13 protein-coding genes are annotated in these 16,916 nt (G+C 58.4%); 5 read left to right on the forward strand and 8 right to left on the reverse strand.

Features of this window, described 5'->3' with window-relative positions; all coding sequences use genetic code 11:
• Positions 1 to 41: 41 nt before the first annotated feature.
• The 5 genes from ACFFSY_RS09070 to ACFFSY_RS09090 form a co-directional block, all read right to left on the reverse strand.
• Positions 42 to 974, reverse strand: coding sequence for a carbohydrate ABC transporter permease (locus ACFFSY_RS09070; RefSeq protein ID WP_377492995.1), 933 nt, complete (start codon positions 972 to 974; stop codon positions 42 to 44).
• A gap of 18 nt (positions 975 to 992) precedes the next feature.
• Complete coding sequence (locus tag ACFFSY_RS09075) at positions 993 to 1,913, reverse strand: ABC transporter permease (RefSeq protein ID WP_377492997.1); 921 nt, start codon at positions 1,911 to 1,913, stop codon at positions 993 to 995.
• 309 nt (positions 1,914 to 2,222) lie between these two features.
• Complete coding sequence (locus ACFFSY_RS09080; RefSeq protein WP_377492999.1) at positions 2,223 to 2,957, reverse strand: YheC/YheD family protein; 735 nt, start codon at positions 2,955 to 2,957, stop codon at positions 2,223 to 2,225.
• Positions 2,958 to 3,116: 159 nt separating this feature from the next.
• A complete protein-coding gene (locus ACFFSY_RS09085) occupies positions 3,117 to 4,673 on the reverse strand; it encodes a response regulator (protein ID WP_377493001.1) in 1,557 nt (518 codons plus the stop codon).
• A gap of 150 nt (positions 4,674 to 4,823) precedes the next feature.
• Positions 4,824 to 6,548, reverse strand: coding sequence for a histidine kinase (locus tag ACFFSY_RS09090; protein WP_377493003.1), 1,725 nt, complete (start codon positions 6,546 to 6,548; stop codon positions 4,824 to 4,826).
• A gap of 223 nt (positions 6,549 to 6,771) precedes the next feature.
• Between ACFFSY_RS09090 and ACFFSY_RS09095 the strand changes: the two genes are divergently transcribed.
• Entirely contained in the window at positions 6,772 to 7,830 is a 1,059-nt protein-coding gene (locus ACFFSY_RS09095; protein ID WP_377493005.1) for a glycoside hydrolase family 53 protein, read from the forward strand.
• A gap of 236 nt (positions 7,831 to 8,066) precedes the next feature.
• On the opposite strand, the gene ACFFSY_RS09100 is transcribed toward ACFFSY_RS09095, so the two are convergent.
• Positions 8,067 to 9,044, reverse strand: coding sequence for an alpha/beta fold hydrolase (locus ACFFSY_RS09100; protein WP_377493007.1), 978 nt, complete (start codon positions 9,042 to 9,044; stop codon positions 8,067 to 8,069).
• A gap of 165 nt (positions 9,045 to 9,209) precedes the next feature.
• Positions 9,210 to 10,373, reverse strand: coding sequence for a hypothetical protein (locus ACFFSY_RS09105; protein ID WP_377493009.1), 1,164 nt, complete (start codon positions 10,371 to 10,373; stop codon positions 9,210 to 9,212).
• A 342-nt stretch (positions 10,374 to 10,715) separates the two neighbouring features.
• Here ACFFSY_RS09105 and ACFFSY_RS09110 point away from each other — a divergent pair, with 342 nt between their 5' ends.
• Complete coding sequence (locus tag ACFFSY_RS09110) at positions 10,716 to 10,937, forward strand: hypothetical protein (RefSeq protein WP_377493011.1); 222 nt, start codon at positions 10,716 to 10,718, stop codon at positions 10,935 to 10,937.
• Positions 10,919 to 11,596, forward strand: coding sequence for a hypothetical protein (locus tag ACFFSY_RS09115; RefSeq protein WP_377493013.1), 678 nt, complete (start codon positions 10,919 to 10,921; stop codon positions 11,594 to 11,596). Before ACFFSY_RS09110 ends, ACFFSY_RS09115 begins: the two co-directional genes overlap by 19 nt.
• Before the next feature lie 168 nt (positions 11,597 to 11,764).
• On the opposite strand, the gene ACFFSY_RS09120 is transcribed toward ACFFSY_RS09115, so the two are convergent.
• Positions 11,765 to 13,111 carry an extracellular solute-binding protein gene (locus tag ACFFSY_RS09120; RefSeq protein WP_377493015.1) on the reverse strand — a complete coding sequence of 449 codons (1,347 nt, stop codon included), beginning with the start codon at positions 13,109 to 13,111 and terminating at the stop codon, positions 11,765 to 11,767.
• A gap of 318 nt (positions 13,112 to 13,429) precedes the next feature.
• On the opposite strand from ACFFSY_RS09120, the gene ACFFSY_RS09125 reads away from it, so the two are divergent.
• Positions 13,430 to 15,247: a cache domain-containing sensor histidine kinase gene (locus ACFFSY_RS09125; RefSeq protein ID WP_377493017.1), complete on the forward strand. Its 1,818-nt coding sequence runs from the start codon at positions 13,430 to 13,432 to the stop codon at positions 15,245 to 15,247.
• Positions 15,219 to 16,835: a response regulator gene (locus ACFFSY_RS09130; RefSeq protein WP_377493019.1), complete on the forward strand. Its 1,617-nt coding sequence runs from the start codon at positions 15,219 to 15,221 to the stop codon at positions 16,833 to 16,835. Before ACFFSY_RS09125 ends, ACFFSY_RS09130 begins: the two co-directional genes overlap by 29 nt.
• Positions 16,836 to 16,916: the final 81 nt, after the last annotated feature.

The following is a 16,916-nucleotide window of genomic DNA, read 5'->3' on the forward strand; positions in this document are numbered from 1 at the left end:
TAGTATATGATAACCGGGCGGTGCCCAGGGTCATCCAAATATTAGCCTTTGACCGAACCGATCGTCAGACCTTGCACGAAGTAGCGCTGGATGAACGGATATGCGAGCAGGATCGGGCCTGTTGCGACGAGCGTCATCGCCATCTTGAGGCTCTCCGTCGGCAGGCTGACGTTCACGACCGCGCCGGATTGCATCATCGCTTTGCGCATGCCTTCCATGTTGCCAAGCATTTTGTACAAATAATATTGCAGCGGCATCAAGTTCTCGTTGGAGATGAACAGGAGCGCGTTGTACCAGTCGTTCCAATAGCCCAGCGCGATGAACAAGCCGATCGTCGCCAGCGCCGGCTTCGCCAGCGGCAGGATGAGCTGCAGGAAGATGCGGAAGTCGCCAGCGCCGTCGATCTTCGCCGACTCTGTAATGGCTTCCGGAATGCTGCTCATGAACGATTTCATGACGATGATGTAGAAGACGTTCAGCAGCATCGGCAGAATCAGGACGAGCAGCGTGTCTTTCAGATGCAGATACTTGATGATCATCAGGTACCACGGCACCAGGCCGCCGCTGAACAGCGTCGTGAAGAAGAAGAAGAACGAGAATTGGTTGCGCCATTTGAAATCTTTGCGCTGTAGAACGTAAGCCGTCATCGCCGTGAGGAACAAGCCCGCCACGGTACCGATGGCCGTCACCGCGATCGTGATGCCATAGGCGCGGAGCATTTGCTCCGGATATTTGAACAAGACGCTGTACGCTTCGGTCGAGAATGTCGTCGGGATCAACTGGAAGCCATTCTCGATGATCGACTGCTCCTCCGAGAAGGAAGAGGAGACGACCAGCAGGAACGGAATGAAGCAGAACACCGCGAGTACCGTGATGACGATATAGCCGATGATTTGGAGCAGCAGCACGTCTTTGCCGCGCCGGTTGGCCGCGATCTTCGCGTTGCTGCTTGCTTGCGCTGCGGGTGCGCTCATGTGTAACTCCTCCTTCTGTTAGAACAATGCGCGATCTTTGTCGTAGCGGCGTACCGCATAGTTCGCGAGCATAATCGTCGCGAAACCGAGAATCGATTGATAGAAGCCGACCGCTGCCGACAGCCCAATCTCGTTGGACGTGGTCAAGGAACGGAAGACGAAGGTGTCGATGACGTCCGTGTTCGAGAACAGCAGGCCGTTGTTTCCGACCATGTTATAGAACATGCCGAAGTCGCCGCGGAAGATGTTGCCGATTGCCAGCAGTACCAGAATGATGATCGTCGGGTACAGGTTCGGGATCGTCACTTTGAAGATCCGCTGGAAGATGTTGGCGCCGTCCATCTCCGCCGCCTCGTACATTTCCGTATCGATGCTCGTGATCGCCGCCAGGTACATCACCGTGCCGTAGCCTAGCGTCTTCCAAGCCGATACGATGACGAGAATGACCGGCCAGTAGGAAGGCGTGTTATAGATGTCGATCGGCTCCATGCCGAACGTCGTCAGAATCGAGTTGATCGTGCCCACATCGTAGTTGAACAGGTTGTACGCGATCGCGCCGACGACGACCCAGGAGATGAAGTACGGCAGGAACATGACCGACTGCGCGATTTTGCGGAACCACTTGCCCGCCACCTCGAACAGCAGGATCGCGACCGTGATCTGCAGCACGTTGTTCACGACGATGAACGCGATATTATAAAGCGCGGTGTTCCGCGTGACGAGCCAAGCGTTGCCGGACTCGAAGAAGAATCGGAAGTTGTCCAATCCGTTCCATGGGCTGCCGAAGATGCCGCCCGTATGGTTGTACTGCTTGAATGCCAGGACGATCCCCGCCATCGGGACGTAGGCGAATACGAGGAAGAACAGCACGGCCGGCGCGAGCATCAGCAGCAGCGCCCGGTTCTTCTTGATCTCTCCCCAAACTCCATTCCGGTTCATCCGATTGTCTCCTCTCGTGTGTTGCTCTCTGTGTGTATAGGCTAATTATAACGAGGGAGCGCTTTCGGCAAGATTGAGGGGGGCAACTAAAAGTAGTACAAAAACAATGATTTGGGGTGGGGAGGTTTAGTTTGGGGTAAAGGGCGGGGATAAAAAAAACGGCACCTCAGGTCTTTGTCCCTGCGGCGCCGAATGTCGCTGTCTTACCAACGATATTAAAACGATTCTCTCCATAAAAGAGCAAGCCCCGGTTACCGAGGCCTACTCACTTTAAGCAATACCGGGTAAGGCTGCCACCTAATCGCCCCTCTACCGCGCCAAATACGCCCTCTCATACCGCATCACTTTCCGAAAAACGCGCTTATCCGGCAGCTTCCGGAACACATACGGGTCCGGCATCGTGTTCACCTCAAGGATCCACGGCTTCAGCGTGGCATCCATGGCGATATCCAGCCCGACCTTGTACACGCCGGGAAAAGCGTTCCGCATCGTCCGACCGGTCAAGACGCCAAGCTCGGCCAGCGATTTGAGCTTCGCGTCCAACTGCTCCGCATGCGGGGCAAGCAGCCGTTCGGCGGGGACGAGCTCGCCGCCGTTGTGGACGTTGGTGACGACTTTGTGCTTGGCGGCGACGCGGCCGATGATGCCGGTCGTCTCCCACTTGCCTGCCGGCGAGTACTGGGCCATGACGCGCAGATCGAATCGCCGCCCGTTATGTTTCAGCAGGTTGATGCCGCGCTGGACCAAATATTTACGTTTACGAGTATCTCGCAAGATCGCGGCATACATCGAATCGTAAGTACCGTGATCGTTCGTTTTCGTGCCAAGCTGATAGCGGTACCCGCTGCCGAGCCGCTCCACCCGCATGACGCCTTGCCCCCACATGCCTTTCTCCGGCTTAACGTACACCATCCCGTAGCGATCCAGCATCCGCTTCAAGCTAGCCTTTCTCATGCGCACCGTCTCGGGTATACAACGGTCGAGCTCCGATACTTGGCGAAGAGCGGCGGTTTTTTTCCATTTGCTCGTAACATACCGGGACAATCGTTCCACCTCTTCCCCCGAACGCCCCTTCCTTGCGCACTCGGGTCCATATTGAAGCAGGCCGCTTCAGGCTATCCTATGCGCCGCCGCACGAGCCTGACCGTCCATTTGCCCTACCATGGCAAAAGACCCGCATCCTCCCGGATACGGGTCTCCTTCTCAAATCTTATGCTTCTTCCGGTACTCGCCCGGCGACATCCCGATTGCCTGCTTGAACTGGCGGTTGAAGTAAATGATGTTCTTGTACCCGACGCGCTCGGCGATCTCGTACACCTTCAGCAGCGGATCGCGCAGCAGCTCGCAGACGCGGTTCATCCGGCGCTCGTTCAGGAAATCGCTGAAATGCTGGCCGGTATCTTCCTTGAATACGTGCCCCAGGTAGTTCGGCGTGAAGTCGAAATGCGCCGCGACTTCCTTCAAGGTGACGCGATGCTCCAGATGATCGTCCACGTAGCGGATGATTTCCTCGATCAGCTTGCGCTTCTGGCGCTGCTTCTTCGCGTACAGCAGCTCGGACAGCTCGAAGAATCGGCGGCGCAGCCAGGAGAGCACGTCGCCCATCGTCTCGAATTGGAACAGCATAACCGGCTGGTGCGACTCCCACTGGAGCAGCTCGTACAGGTTCTCGCCTTGGCGCTGCAAATCCGCGTGCAGCTTGGACGTAATGCGTATAATGAGATCGTAGATCTCGCTCTTGCGGCTGCCGGAGACGTCGCGGTTGAACAGCTGGAGCAGGCAATCGTCGATGGCGACGAGGTCGTACTCGAGGATCGCCTCCAGCATCCGGTCGACGACCTCGTCGTCGCTTTCGGCCAGCGACGGCCGCGCCGAGGATGCCGCCCCATCGCGGATGAGCCGGCTCTTGCCGAGCAGCCACTTGGCGCTGACCGCCGCCTGCGCCTGTCGGTACGAATCGTGCAGCCCGCGTAAGTCCGTCGCGTATTGGCCGACGCCAACCGTAATCGTCAGCGGCGAGCCGCCGCGCACGTCGGCGATCAGCTCCTCCAGCATCGCCGTGAGGCGTTCCTCCGGCACCGAGGAGACGAGGATGAAGCGCGAATTACCGCTCATAAGCAGCGTCCCGAGCGCACGATCCGCGACCAAGCCCGCAATCAGCAGCTCGATCCGGCGCGCCGTGTTTGCCCGCTCTTCTTCGGCTACCCGCCACTCCAGGTCATCGATCTCGATTGCCGCCACGGTCGCCCCCGCCTGCAGGAGCGGGTGCAAATAATCGCGGATATGCGGCTCCACCGCGCCCGCGTCGCCGGACTGGAACCAACGCAGCAGCAGCTCTTGGCTGACCAGCGACAGCGCTTCAGACATCGAGCGGTCCTGCTCCCGCTGCCGATTGAGCTTGGCGCTTAGACTCTCCAGCATCTCGTGCAGCTCGTTATCGTCCACCGGCTTGAGCAAATACCCCGCCGCGTTCACCTGCATCGCTTCCTTCGCGTAGCCGAAGTCTTCGTGTCCGCTAATGAAGACGATCTGCACGTGCGGATGCAGCTCCCTCACCTTCCGCGCGAACTGGAGCCCTGTCATAATTGGCATCCGGATGTCCGAGAGAATGACGTCGACATGCTGCTCCTCCAGTATTTTCAGCGCGGCGAACCCGCTGTTCGCCGTCCCCACGACCTGTACGTTCAAGTGGCTGCCCGCCACCCGCCGCCGCAGCCATTCCAAATCGATCGCTTCGTCATCCACCAGCAAAATATTCATCCTGTATGCACCTCGCTTGCTGTAATCCGCGCTAACGCACCGCCTCGCAGTGCTTGTCTCCTATGCGCGGCTGGTTCTTCGTACCGAAGATATGCCGCGGCAAACTGATGGCAATTCCGCAGCCCGTCCTTCCTCCGAGCGTCCGCATGCTTATCCGCCGCTTTCGTCCTCCGTTCCCGCGTCCTCGCGATGCTCGAACGGGAGCAGCAGCTGCACCGTCGTGCCGCCGCCGAAGACGCTTTTGATCGTGACGCCGAATTCGTCCCCGTAGCGCAGCTTGATCCGCTCGTTGACGTTTTTCAACCCATAACTGTCCGACTGGCTGGGGCCGACGAGCAGCCCGCGCACCGTCTCCGGCCTCATGCCAACGCCGTTGTCGATGACTTTCAGCTCGATCGACTCCCCGACCCGTCTGCCGGTGATCCGGATTGCGATCCGTTCCCCGTACCATGCATGTTTGAAAATATTCTCCACGAACGGCTGCAGGATCAGCTTCGTCACCTGCACATCCTCGATGCCCGGCTCGATGTCGATATAGACGGCGAACGCGTCGGCGTATTTCACCCGCTGGATGTCCAGGTACGTCTCCACCTGCTCGACCTCTTTGCCCAGCGGTATGAACACCTTGCCCGAATTGAGCGTCAATCGGTAAAATTTCGCCACGCCCTTCACCATCTCCGTCACCTTGCGCGTCTCCCCGAGGTTCGCCAGCGAGCTGATCGTCGAGAGCGTGTTGTACAGAAAATGCGGATTGATCTGCGCCTGCAGTGCCTCAAGCTCCGCCTGCTTCTTGTGTAAACCCTGCACGTACACGCGGTTGATCAGCTCCTGAATGTTCTCGGCCATGACGTTGAAGGCGTCGGCGATCTGCACGAATTCGTCGCTGCCGCTGAACCGAATCCGCTTCTGGAAGCTGCCTTCCTGGAAGGAGCGGAGCATCTTGACGATGCGGTTCATTTTGCGCCCGGACAACCTGGCCACGATAACGCCGATGAACGCCATGACCGCGAAGCTGGCCGCGCACACGAGCATGATCGAATTGCGCAGCTTGCCCGCGTCCTTCTTCAAATACGAATACGGCACGAGCGTCTCGATCGAATAACCGGTTCGGGGAATCGGCTCGATCAGCGTCAGCGAACGCTCCCCCGGATTGGCGGCCGTCCCCCCCCGCTGGAACACGGTCCGTCCGGTCGCCGTCTCCTGCAACCGCAGCACGATGCCTTCGCCCAGCGGGAACGCGTTGAAATCCCCGAGCAGGTCGTCCAACCGCGTCGTAATGCGCACGTAGCCGATGACCGTCATGTAGTCGCTGTACGATACCAGCTTGCGCAGATGCGAGATATTCTCCAGCCGCTCGTCCGAATCGAGCTGCACCCAGGTGTTGTCCTTGCCGGATTCGCGGAATTCGCGATAGCCTTCGCTTTCGGCCAGCCGCTGCGCCGGGAGAATATAGTAGTCGCTCTTCTGAATCGGCGCCGAGACCGGATCGCCCTCGACCTCGTTCAGATCGTTATTCAGCGTGAACAGCATCAGCCGTAAGCTGTTCCCGTACAGCTGGAGCGGCGACTGCAGCTGCGGCACGATCTCATCGAGCATCGTCCAATAGATCTCGATCGGCTCGCCGCGCGTCTGGATCGCCCGCTGGAACGGCACGCTGCTGAACAGCGTGTCGGAGATGCGCTGCATCTCGGACATTTTGTACGTCATATTGTTGCGCGACTGCTCCATCGCCGTGCGGATGTTCGTCTCCGCCATCTCGGTCCGCGATTCGATGAGCATGCTGTAAGAGATATAGCCGATCACAATGTCGGTCAACAGGACGAGAATAAGGTAAGGCAGCATCATTTTGTAGGTAAAAGGCATGTATCGCTTCATGTTCCGTGTCGCTCCCCGGCCGTTCGTGTCCCCCGCGGTCTTCCCGTGCTTAGTATACCCTTTGGCTCCGCGAACGATGGAAATTGTTGCATTAGTATAACAAAACGTTGATGTCCTCATCTACAGCGACGTTATCAAAGCGCTTACAATTTGAGATGTCGGGAGGTCGCGACCCTGCAAACCGATAGATCGTCTATCCCACCGCACACAAGGAGGAATCATCATGTCTCAACGCTCAACTCGTGTCTGGAAGCCGCTCCTGCTGCTGCTCGCCGCGCTGCTCCTGACCACGTCGTTCCCGTATACCGCCGGACACCAGGCCGTCGCCGCGCCCACGTTCGCCAAAGGCGCCGATATTAGCTGGGTCGCCGGGATGGAGGCGCAAGGGTACAAATGGAAGGACAAGAACGGCACGACGCGCGACATTTTGCAAATTCTGAAGAACGATTACCAAATGAATTCGGTGCGCCTGCGCGTCTGGGTCAATCCGAATATGAGCGACTACTTCAACGGCTACATGAACGCCGAGACGGCGGCGAAGCTGGCCAAGCGGGCTAAGGACCTCGGCATGAGCGTCATGTTAACGCTGCATTACAGCGACTCGTGGGCCGATCCCGGACAACAGACGAAGCCATACGCATGGCAAGCCTACAATTTCACCCAGCTGATGGACGCGGTCTGGTCGCACACCGTCTACGTCATGAACACGATGAAGAACGCGGGCGTCACCCCGGACTGGGTGCAGGTCGGCAACGAGACGAACGACGGCATGCTGTGGAGCGATGGCCGGGCTTCGGTCAACATGAAGAACTACGCCTGGCTCGTCAATACGGGCAACAATGCGGTCAAGAGCATCTTCCCGTCCACCAAGACGATCGTCCATCTGGCCAACGGCTACGATAACGCGGTGTTCGTCTGGAACATCGGCGGCCTGATCGCGAACGGCGCGACCTTCGACATCATCGGCATGTCCTTGTACCCGAGCGCGTCGGATTGGAGCACCAAAGTGACGCAGACGATCAGCAACGCGAATAATATGATCAGCCGTTATGGCAAAAGCATCATGATCTCCGAGATCGGCCTCGACTACAATCAGCCGTCCGCGGCGAAGAGCTTCATCGCCGATATCAAGACGAAAGTGCGCAATATTTCCGGCGGCAAAGGTCTCGGCGTCTTCTATTGGGAACCGCAAGCGACGCCAGGCTACAACGGCGGCTATAACAAAGGCGCATGGCAGGCCGACGGCAAGCCGACGATCGCGCTCGACGGATTCTTGAACTAATCTCTTCATTGTAAAACGTCCCTCGCGGTGCGCGGCATCGAGGTTAGCAACGAAAACCTATACTTTTTCAACGATTCGGCGCAAAGCGAGGGCATGTTCGGCGCCATAGGCACCCATTAGGCGATGATTAATAGAAGAAACGCAAATAGAAGGCGGACCAAAAGGTGCCATAAGGTACCCTAGGGTCTGCCTTCTTCACGTTCCGACATGGCTTATATCGATGACTGCACGTCTGTCTACTCATCCAGCATGATCCCCGCGACCCCCGCGCTGATCAGCCCTGCCACCGCCTCGATGACGATCCTTGGCTGATGGATATGTATCGCATGCCAACTGTCCGGCACGACGACCTGCTTCGTCCGCTCCGTCAACCGAAGCAGCGCCTGCTGCCCTTCCAGCCACTCGGCCGTCTGTCTGCCGGCTGTCAGCACGATGACGGGCAAATGAGGCGGCAGCGGCGGCGCCTGGTGCAGCTGCGCAGCGCTGTCCGCCGTGCCGATCAGTTCCGCGTACGCCGTCTTGTACGCGCTGCTCCGGTAGCCGAGCGAACGGACGGCCCGTCCCGCTTCGCCCGGCAGGCGCTTCACGCCGATCCATTGCTTCAGGTACCTGGGAATGCCGATCGGCGCGAGCAGGTACCCAAGCCGCAGACGGCTCCGGTGCTTCGAGCGCTCTGCCCTGCGCGCGGCATGGCCGTCTTGCCCGGTTTGCGGGGCGAACCGGTCCGCGTGCGTCGAGTCGACCAGCACCAGCCCCATCACCTCTTGCGGGTAGCTTGCCGCGAACAGGTGCATGATCATCCCGCCGTAAGAGTGGCCGACCAGCAGATAAGGCGGCGCCAAGTTCAGTGCTCGCAGCAGCTCCCTTAACGCTGACGCGCTGCCCGCGCATGTCGGCACGCCGCTTGCCGGGGAGCTCCAACCGAAGCCGGCTCTATCATAAGCGAGCACCGTCGCATATTTGGAGAGCGCCGGCTGCACGAGCGACCAATCGAGCGAGCACCCGCCCATGCCGGATTCCAAAATAACGGTCGGTCCGCCCGATCCGGTTACGATCGCATGCAGCTGTCCATCGCCGACCTGCACCATCTCGCCCACCGGGCCGTACCGATGCGCGTCATAGCGGGATAACGCCGCTTGCAGCGCGCTCAGCGGCAGCCCGGCGATCGCGATCGCGTGGCGCAATACACGCTCGTTGGCCTCGATTCCGCTCATTCCTCTCACCTCGCGTAAGAACGTCTATACGACTCATCATAAAGGTGAAGCTTCTCGCGAAAAAGAGAATTTACAGCTGGCGTTTTTTCTTATTTTTGCGCGAGAAAAAAGACGCCGTGGCGGCGTCTTCCTTAACATCCATCCTGGCGAGGAAGATGGTCGTTATCATGGCAGTAGCTGCATGATCTCGAGCAGCGTTCGCGTCTTCTCCCGCTTGGTCGGCGTGCGGAACATGGAATCGACGTACGTGTCTTTCACCCAATCTTCGAACGGCTCCGACGTCTCCACCTCGTTCGTCTCCGGGTTGTAATCGATGCCGATGACCGAGAGCTTGGATTTCGTCCGGGAACCGGTCAAACGCATGATGGTAGCCATATTCGCCGCTTCGCCCGTGTTCAGATAGGCCAGGATGTTGTCGTGCGTCTCCTTGTACTGCGCCTGCAGCCGCGTAATTTCCTCGGCCGCCGCGTTCTCTATCGCCGCTTGCTTCTCGAGCTCCCGCGCCTTGATCGCTTCCATCTCGTCGTCCGTCAGCGGCCGTGTCGGCTTGCCGAAGGACAACGGATCATAGACGGACTCCGCCACGTACGGATAGCCGGTCCGCTTGGTCCAGACGCCTCCCCCTTTGCGCAATATGTGGCCTATCGACGAGGACGAGCCTGAAGTCGCATCGACGAGACCCGAGTAATCGTTGCCGCCCGGTCCCTTCCTGTCCGTTGCCATCGGGATCATGAAATCCGGCCGCGATCCGCGCAGATTGCCCGGCGTCACTTGAATGCCCACGCCGCTCATGTTGGCGGAGGCGTAATCCTCGATCAGATAGCCGCCCGGCGCGGACGGATGGACGCTTGCTCCGCCGCCGATATGATCCATCAGCTTGTTCTGGAAATTATCCGCGTGCCCGCTGTACGGGAACTTGGCCGCGACCTCCGTCACCTTCATCCGGCCGGCGACGACGTCGTTCACGACCTTCTGCACGTTATCCCGCGCTTTATTGACATGGCCGTCGATTTCTTTGGCTTTCAATCTCGCGCTTGCGATCAGTCCCGCCAACGCCCGATTCTGATCATCGTTCAGTTCCTTCGAGACAACCGGAGCCGTCGGCGTCGGCACGTATTCGATTACTCTGCGCTGCATGACAGGTCCGTTGGCTGACGCTCCCGTCTTGGCAGCCTGATCCGCTGCCAGCTGAAGCAGGGCCTGGTTGCCGATCTTCCGCTGCAGGGCATGCATCGCGTGGGATGGCGCGGCTGCCTTGCCGTCCCTGCCGCCTGGCGTCTGCGCCTGCATCGGGCGGATCTCGCGCTTATTATCCATGTCGTGCTTCATCTTCGTTTGCTCCTCGCTCCCCGTGCCTTGCGTCTGCTCGCCTTTGTTCTATCGTTATGTACATTGTAATATGTTGTCGAATAATGGTAAACGGCAATATTTTGAACGCTATTATCGCGCGGAGCTGCGGCGACAGCGGAGGGGAGATACATATGCGCGGCGCATGATGTAGTGTTGACCCCCGATTCTAGCAGAATGAGGAGCAATCGCTTCCCGCCAAGCCGTCGAGGGCGATCGGCCGTTTTTATTCAGAACCTGCCCGCGCAAAAACTGGTATACTAATTATATGAAGCGGTTGGGTTGTTCGAAAAACGGCAATCATGCTCATTAGGAGGGACATGGATGAGTAACCGAAAGCTCAACGATATTCTGGATAGAACCAAAGAGCGTGTCTCGTTCTTTGCCCATGCGATTCCCGCAATGCCGGAAACCCGGCAGCGAGATGAGGCGCAGCGCAGGCGCGTCATTGCGGTGGAAATCGCGCTGATCGCAGAGAAATTCGATCGCACCAAATTTTCCAAACCTGATCCGGAGATGGTAGCGGCATGGAAGAAATATATGTAGATCCCGAATTGATCACCTTATTGGAAAAAGTCAAACACATCGACGATCCATGGCGGCAGGACTTGGCGGTTGCAAGTATAATTACGAAAGTCTTTGACGACAATCATGTTACCGCACCGGTTATCGTAGGCGGTCTTGTCGTTGCTACCTATACTCAGGGGCTGTATAAATCAAGGGACATCGACTTGATAGCTGTCAACACAGAATTCCCTTACAGAGTGATGGAACATCTGGGCTATGCCAAAATCGACAGCAAGGATTGTTTCCATCCCGAGTTGAAATCCATCGTCGAATTTCCGTCCGGTCGATATTCCGGTTCTTATGATCGCGTTCTCGACTATGAAATCGAGGAGACGGGGCTTGTCGTGCATGTGCAAGGCATGGAAGATATCATACTCGATCGAATCGAAGCCTATGCTGCGAGCAGCGATCAGCGATCCTTGGAATGGGCCTTAAAAATGATGGGCGTTCTCTACGATGAACTCGACTGGACTTATTGCCATACCGAGGCCAGCAAGCGTCACATTCTACGAGATTTTGAGAATATCCAACATTCCATTAAACGCTACAAAGACGACTACATGAAAATGATAGATAAAGTCAATGAACAACGAAAAACTAGAAAGCTAAACAACATTATTACCAAGAAAACCGATTAACACTCGTAAATGGACGGTTGCACATCTTCACGAGCAGCGTCTCTGTCAAAGTCTATAGATCATATTTCATGAAAAAGGTGGTGCCCCTTCGTCATCATAATGACTTTTGGAACACCACCTTATAGACGGACTTTCGCACTCCCCAGCCTTCCACCAATCGCCCTGCCTCTAATCCCGAGACGCCGCCTCATCCAGTCCCTCCACGAACGCCTCCGGCGTGATCACGCCTTCCAGCAGCTTACCGTGCAAATCCATGATCGTTTCCTTCCACTCCGGCGTGCCCTCGTCGAGAATCGGCGTGCCGCTTCTCGACGTCGTTTTCTCCAGAATCGCGAGCAGCTGCTTCTGTAACGCCGTCTCCTTGCCTGTCAGGGCGAATCGCGAAGCCGGAATGCCCGCGCCCTTCTCCCACAACCGCTTGGCCCAATGTTCGGGTTGGAAGAAATACCGGAGGAATGCTTCCGCCTCCTCGGGATGTCGGGTGTGCCGCGCGATCGAGTAGCCGCCGCCGTACCAGACCGCGGTGCCGGTCGAAGTCGCTTGCGCGGATGCCGGATAGGCCATCGCGCCGACATTCTCCCGGAACGCATCCGGGAAGGCCGCGTCAGTGGCGAGTCCGATCTCCCAGCTGCCGAGCAGATACATTGCCGCCTGCCCTTGACCGAACAGGTTGCGTGCGGTTCCGTAATCCGCGGTCAAATAGCCATCCGCGAACGCCCCCATCTCCGCCAGCTGCTGCATCTCCCGCGCCGCCGCAAGGAAGCTGTCCGCGTTAAACGGCATCTCGCGCCGCAGCGCCCGGTCCATCAGGCTGAAGTCGCCGGTCAGCCGCTGATGCACGTACTCGAACCAGATCGGAAAGGACCATAGGTCCATGCCGTTGACCGCGATTGGATTGATTCCTTTCGCCCGGAATTTCTTCACCGTCGTCTTCAGCTCGTCCGTCGTCTTCGGAATGGGCACGCCGTTGTCCGCAAACATTTTCCGGTTGTAATACATCAGGAAATAATCGGTGCTGCGCGGCAGGCCGTAGGCGTTGCCATCCTGCGAGAACCCGTCGACCGCGCCTGGCATGAAGCCCGCAGCCACGTAATCTCCCAAGTCGAGCGGCATCAGTAGTTCATTATCGATCAGCGGCTTGATGAAGGAAGCCTGCCCCCACGTTTGGATGATGTCAGGGAGATCGTTCGTCGCCGCATATACCTTGATTTTGGATTTATAAGGCTCATCCTGCAGCGCCTCCACCTCGATCTTCACGCCCGGATTCGCCGCCATGTACGCATCGATCAGCTCCTGCTCGACCTTGCCCGCTCCATTCGCGCGGTCGGACAAGGCAGTGAACAGCTTCAGCGTCACGACGCCCTCCGCTTGAACCGCCTTGCCAGAAGCCGCGGTCCGCGCGGGCGGCTGCCCGCGCGGCGCCTCGTCATACGTCCCCCCGTTATTGCCCAAACAAGCCGCCAGCAGCGGCAATCCCGCGATAGCCGCCGCAGCCTTCCACCAGCCGCGTCTCATAACCAGACCCCATTTTCCATCGTTTGTTTCGTTTCCTCCTATCATAAAGCCGCACCTCGTTCCATCGATATGCGCGATATTTGCGAAAAGGTAGACAAAATTACGGACTTCGCCAGCGCGCATGTCATTCCCCAGAAATTTCCGATATACTGGGATGGTGAAGCGCTTACAGAAATGCCTGCCCTTACGTGCAGCGCATGCCGCGCGTGGACGAACGAATGCCGCCATCGCCCTATCGTAGGCGAAGCTGCCATCGTGCCGCTGCCCGCCGCGCCGACATAGCCGACCACCTTCCGCCACAAGGAGGCTTCGAACGACTTGCCGCAGCACCGCTACTATCGCTACGCCAATTGGCCGATCCGGATGAAGCTGATGGTGTGGATTATCCCGATGCTCGTCGTCACGATCGGATTGACCGGCATGTTCTCTTATTATATTGCTTCCCAGCAAGTGCTGAGCAAGAGCCGCTTGAATCAAATCAACATGACCCGCACGCTGATGGACGATTTCAATTATATCGCGCAGGACGCAGTCGACTTCTCGAACTTCCTGTTCCTCTCCGATGCGGTGCAGGATTTGCTGAATAAACCATCGGATGCGGCCGTCCGCAGACGGGCCTTCATCTCGCTCTCCACCTTGATGGTCACCCGCCATACGATCCAATCGCTCATCATCTATCCGCTGAACGACTACGGGGACGCGGGCGGCGACCCGTTCGCCATCGACCAGAGCGGCACGACGAGCGCCGTTCCTCTTGAGCGGTTCAAGCAAACTCCGCTCTTTGAGGCGGCCATGCAAGGCGGCGGCAAGGAAGCATGGAGCTTCGTCCATGCGCTGGAAGGCCCGTTCATCGGCGATCGGGACAACAAGCTCGTGCTGCTGAAAGTCATCAAGAACGCGAACGATCTGAGCCGCAAGGCGATCATCGTCGTCGGGATCGACGAGAATCGCTTGAAGGCGCGGCTGGCGGACGCCTTCGACGCGAGCACGCATATTTTTCTCGTCGACCGGACCGGCACGATTATGAGCGGCTCGCTGCCGCGGTGGATCGGCCAGCATTATTGGGATGTGCCGATTGCGGAGATCCACGCGCCGCTGATGGACTTGCCCGAGAATATCCGATCGGACGAACGGCTGATCTCGCATACGTATTCCGCGCTCACCGGCTGGCATGCCTTCGTCGCGCAGCCCAAGCGGCTCATTCTCAAGGAGCTGGACCGCATCAGTCTTATTACCATCCTGTTCATGAGCATCTGCCTGCTGGCGGCCATCTTCGTCTCCTGGTTCGCCACCCTCGCCATCACGAGGCCGATGGGCAAGTTGCTGCAGTCGATGCGCCGCCTGCAGCAGGGCGACTTCACGCAGCGGGTGCAGTTCGCCGCCGGGGACGAAATCGGCCAGCTCGGTCGCGGCTATAACGCGATGGTCCAGCGGATCGACGAGTTGATCAACGACGTGTATTCGACGCGGCTGAAGCAGCGCGAAGCGGAGCTGAAGACGCTGCAGGAGCAGATCAACCCGCATTTTCTATATAACACGCTGGATATGATTTACTGGTCGGCGCGCAAGCAGAGCGACAAGGATTTGTCGGAGATGATCTACTCCCTCTCCAAGCTGTTCCGCCTTCGGCTGAATAACGGCCAGCCCATGATCACGCTCGACCAAGAGCTTGAGCTGGTGCGCCATTATTTGCAGCTGCAGCGGTACCGTTTCAAGGACAGGCTCGACTACGACATTCATGCCCCTCGACTGCCGGTCGACGTCTATATTCCGAAGCTCATCATCCAGCCGCTCGTGGAGAACGCCGTCGTACATGGCTTGGAGCCGATGGATGGCGACGGCTGCGTGCAGGTGCTGTGCGAGACCGATGACGCCTGCCTGCTCATACAGGTGATCGACAACGGGCGCGGCATTGCCGAAGAGCGGCTGAGACAGATCTCGGCCCCCGTCCGCGATCCGGCCGGCGACTCCGGGTTCGCCCTGCGAAATATCGAGGAACGGCTTAGGCTGGCGTACGGCGCGGACGCCTCGCTTCATATCGCCAGCCGCGAAGGAAGCGGCACGACGATTACGCTACGAATACCGCTGACGGAGGTGAAGCAGCCGCGTGCTGAAAGTATTGATCGTGGAAGATGAACGCACCGTACGGGAGGGAATTGCTGAGTCCATTGAAGAGATGCAGTGCGGCTTCCGCCTGTGCGGCCAGGCCGGAGATGGGGAGGAAGCGCTCAGGCTGATCGACCGGCTCGCTCCGGACATCGTCATTACCGACATCCGCATGCCCCGGATGGATGGCTTGGAGCTCGTGCAAGCCGCCAAACGAGAGCAGCCGGGGCTGGAGTTCATCCTGCTGTCCGGCCACAATGACTTCGAATATGCCAAGACCGCCCTGCGTCTTGGCGTCAGCGACTATCTGCTCAAGCCGTGCAAGCCCGAAGAGCTGATGGATACGCTCATTAGCGCGAAGCAGAAGATCGCCAAGACGCGCGAGACCGAGCATTCGCTTCATCAAAGCCTTGCCGCCGTCATGGAGAAGACGCTGGTCCGGTGGCTTCAATCGCCGCCTCAGCCCCTGGAGAACCGCAGCCGCCAGCTGGAGATGTGGGGTGAACCGATTGAGGCTGCCCACATCTATGCGGGCATTGTCCGCTTCGACGAGACGGGCTCGCCCCATACGCAATCGCCAAGTCCCTACCAGCCCAGGGATATGGAGCTGATCCGATATGCGGCGGAGAATGTCATGCGCGAGACGCTGCAGACGCCAAGCCGGGGAAGCACGATCGTCTTCCGGTGCGGCAGCGATTTGGTCTGGCTTGCTAATCGGCAGCCGGCGGACGAGGTGCACCTCGCAGCGTGCCGGACGAAGCTCACCCAGCTCCGGACGAATCTGGAGCAGTTTCTGCGTATCTCGGTCAGCATCGGCGTCGGGGGGCTCGCGGATTCCATTGACGAGCTTCACCTGTCGTACGACCAAGCGGCCGAAGCGCTGAACGCGCGTTTTTACGAAGGCAGAGGGAGCATCCTGTTCTACCACGACCTGCTCGCCGGTGCTCTGGCCGCCGCGGACAACGCGTGGCAGGACAAAGCGCTCGAGCGGTTGGAGGAGCAGATTTTGCACGATTTGCGGACGATGAATTTCGAGCATGCGCTCGATGGCGCGGAGACCTGGATCGAGCGGCTGCGAAGCAGCCCTCATTACGGCCAGTCCGGGGCGAGTCTGAAGACGACCGCCTTCCTGCTGGAGCTGCAGAAGCTGGCGCAGGAGCAGCATGCGGCCGCCTTCGAATGGAAGCTGCAGATGGTCGACTGGCTGAAACAGCTGCCCTTGATCGAGACGATCGACGACTTGTCCACGCTCGTCAAATCGCTCATCCGCGGCTTGGTCGCGGTGCTCACCTCCATGACGCCGACCCATCGGACCGTCGCCGCCGCGCTCGATATCATTCACGCCAAATACCAGACGAACCTGACGCTCGATGCCGTCGCGAAGGAAGTGTTCGTCTCCAAAACCTATCTCAGCTCGCTGTTCAAGCAAGGGCTTGGCATCAACTTCTTGGACTATCTCCATCAATACCGGGTCGAGCAAGCCAAGCCGCTGCTGAAGCAGCATTACAAAATTTACGCCGTCGCCAAGCTGGTCGGCTATCAGGAAGAGCGGCATTTCAGCGCCACGTTCAAAAAGTGGAGCGGCCTGACGCCTTCCCAATATCAGAAGTCGGTATAACGAACAGGCTTGCTCCGCCGATCTGCGAAGCAAGCCTGTCTTCGTATCTATTCGCCGCACACATTCAGCCTCCGGAGCTGA

This window comes from Paenibacillus aurantiacus (assembly GCF_042431225.1).
Classification (GTDB): domain Bacteria; phylum Bacillota; class Bacilli; order Paenibacillales; family Paenibacillaceae; genus Paenibacillus_Z; species Paenibacillus_Z aurantiacus.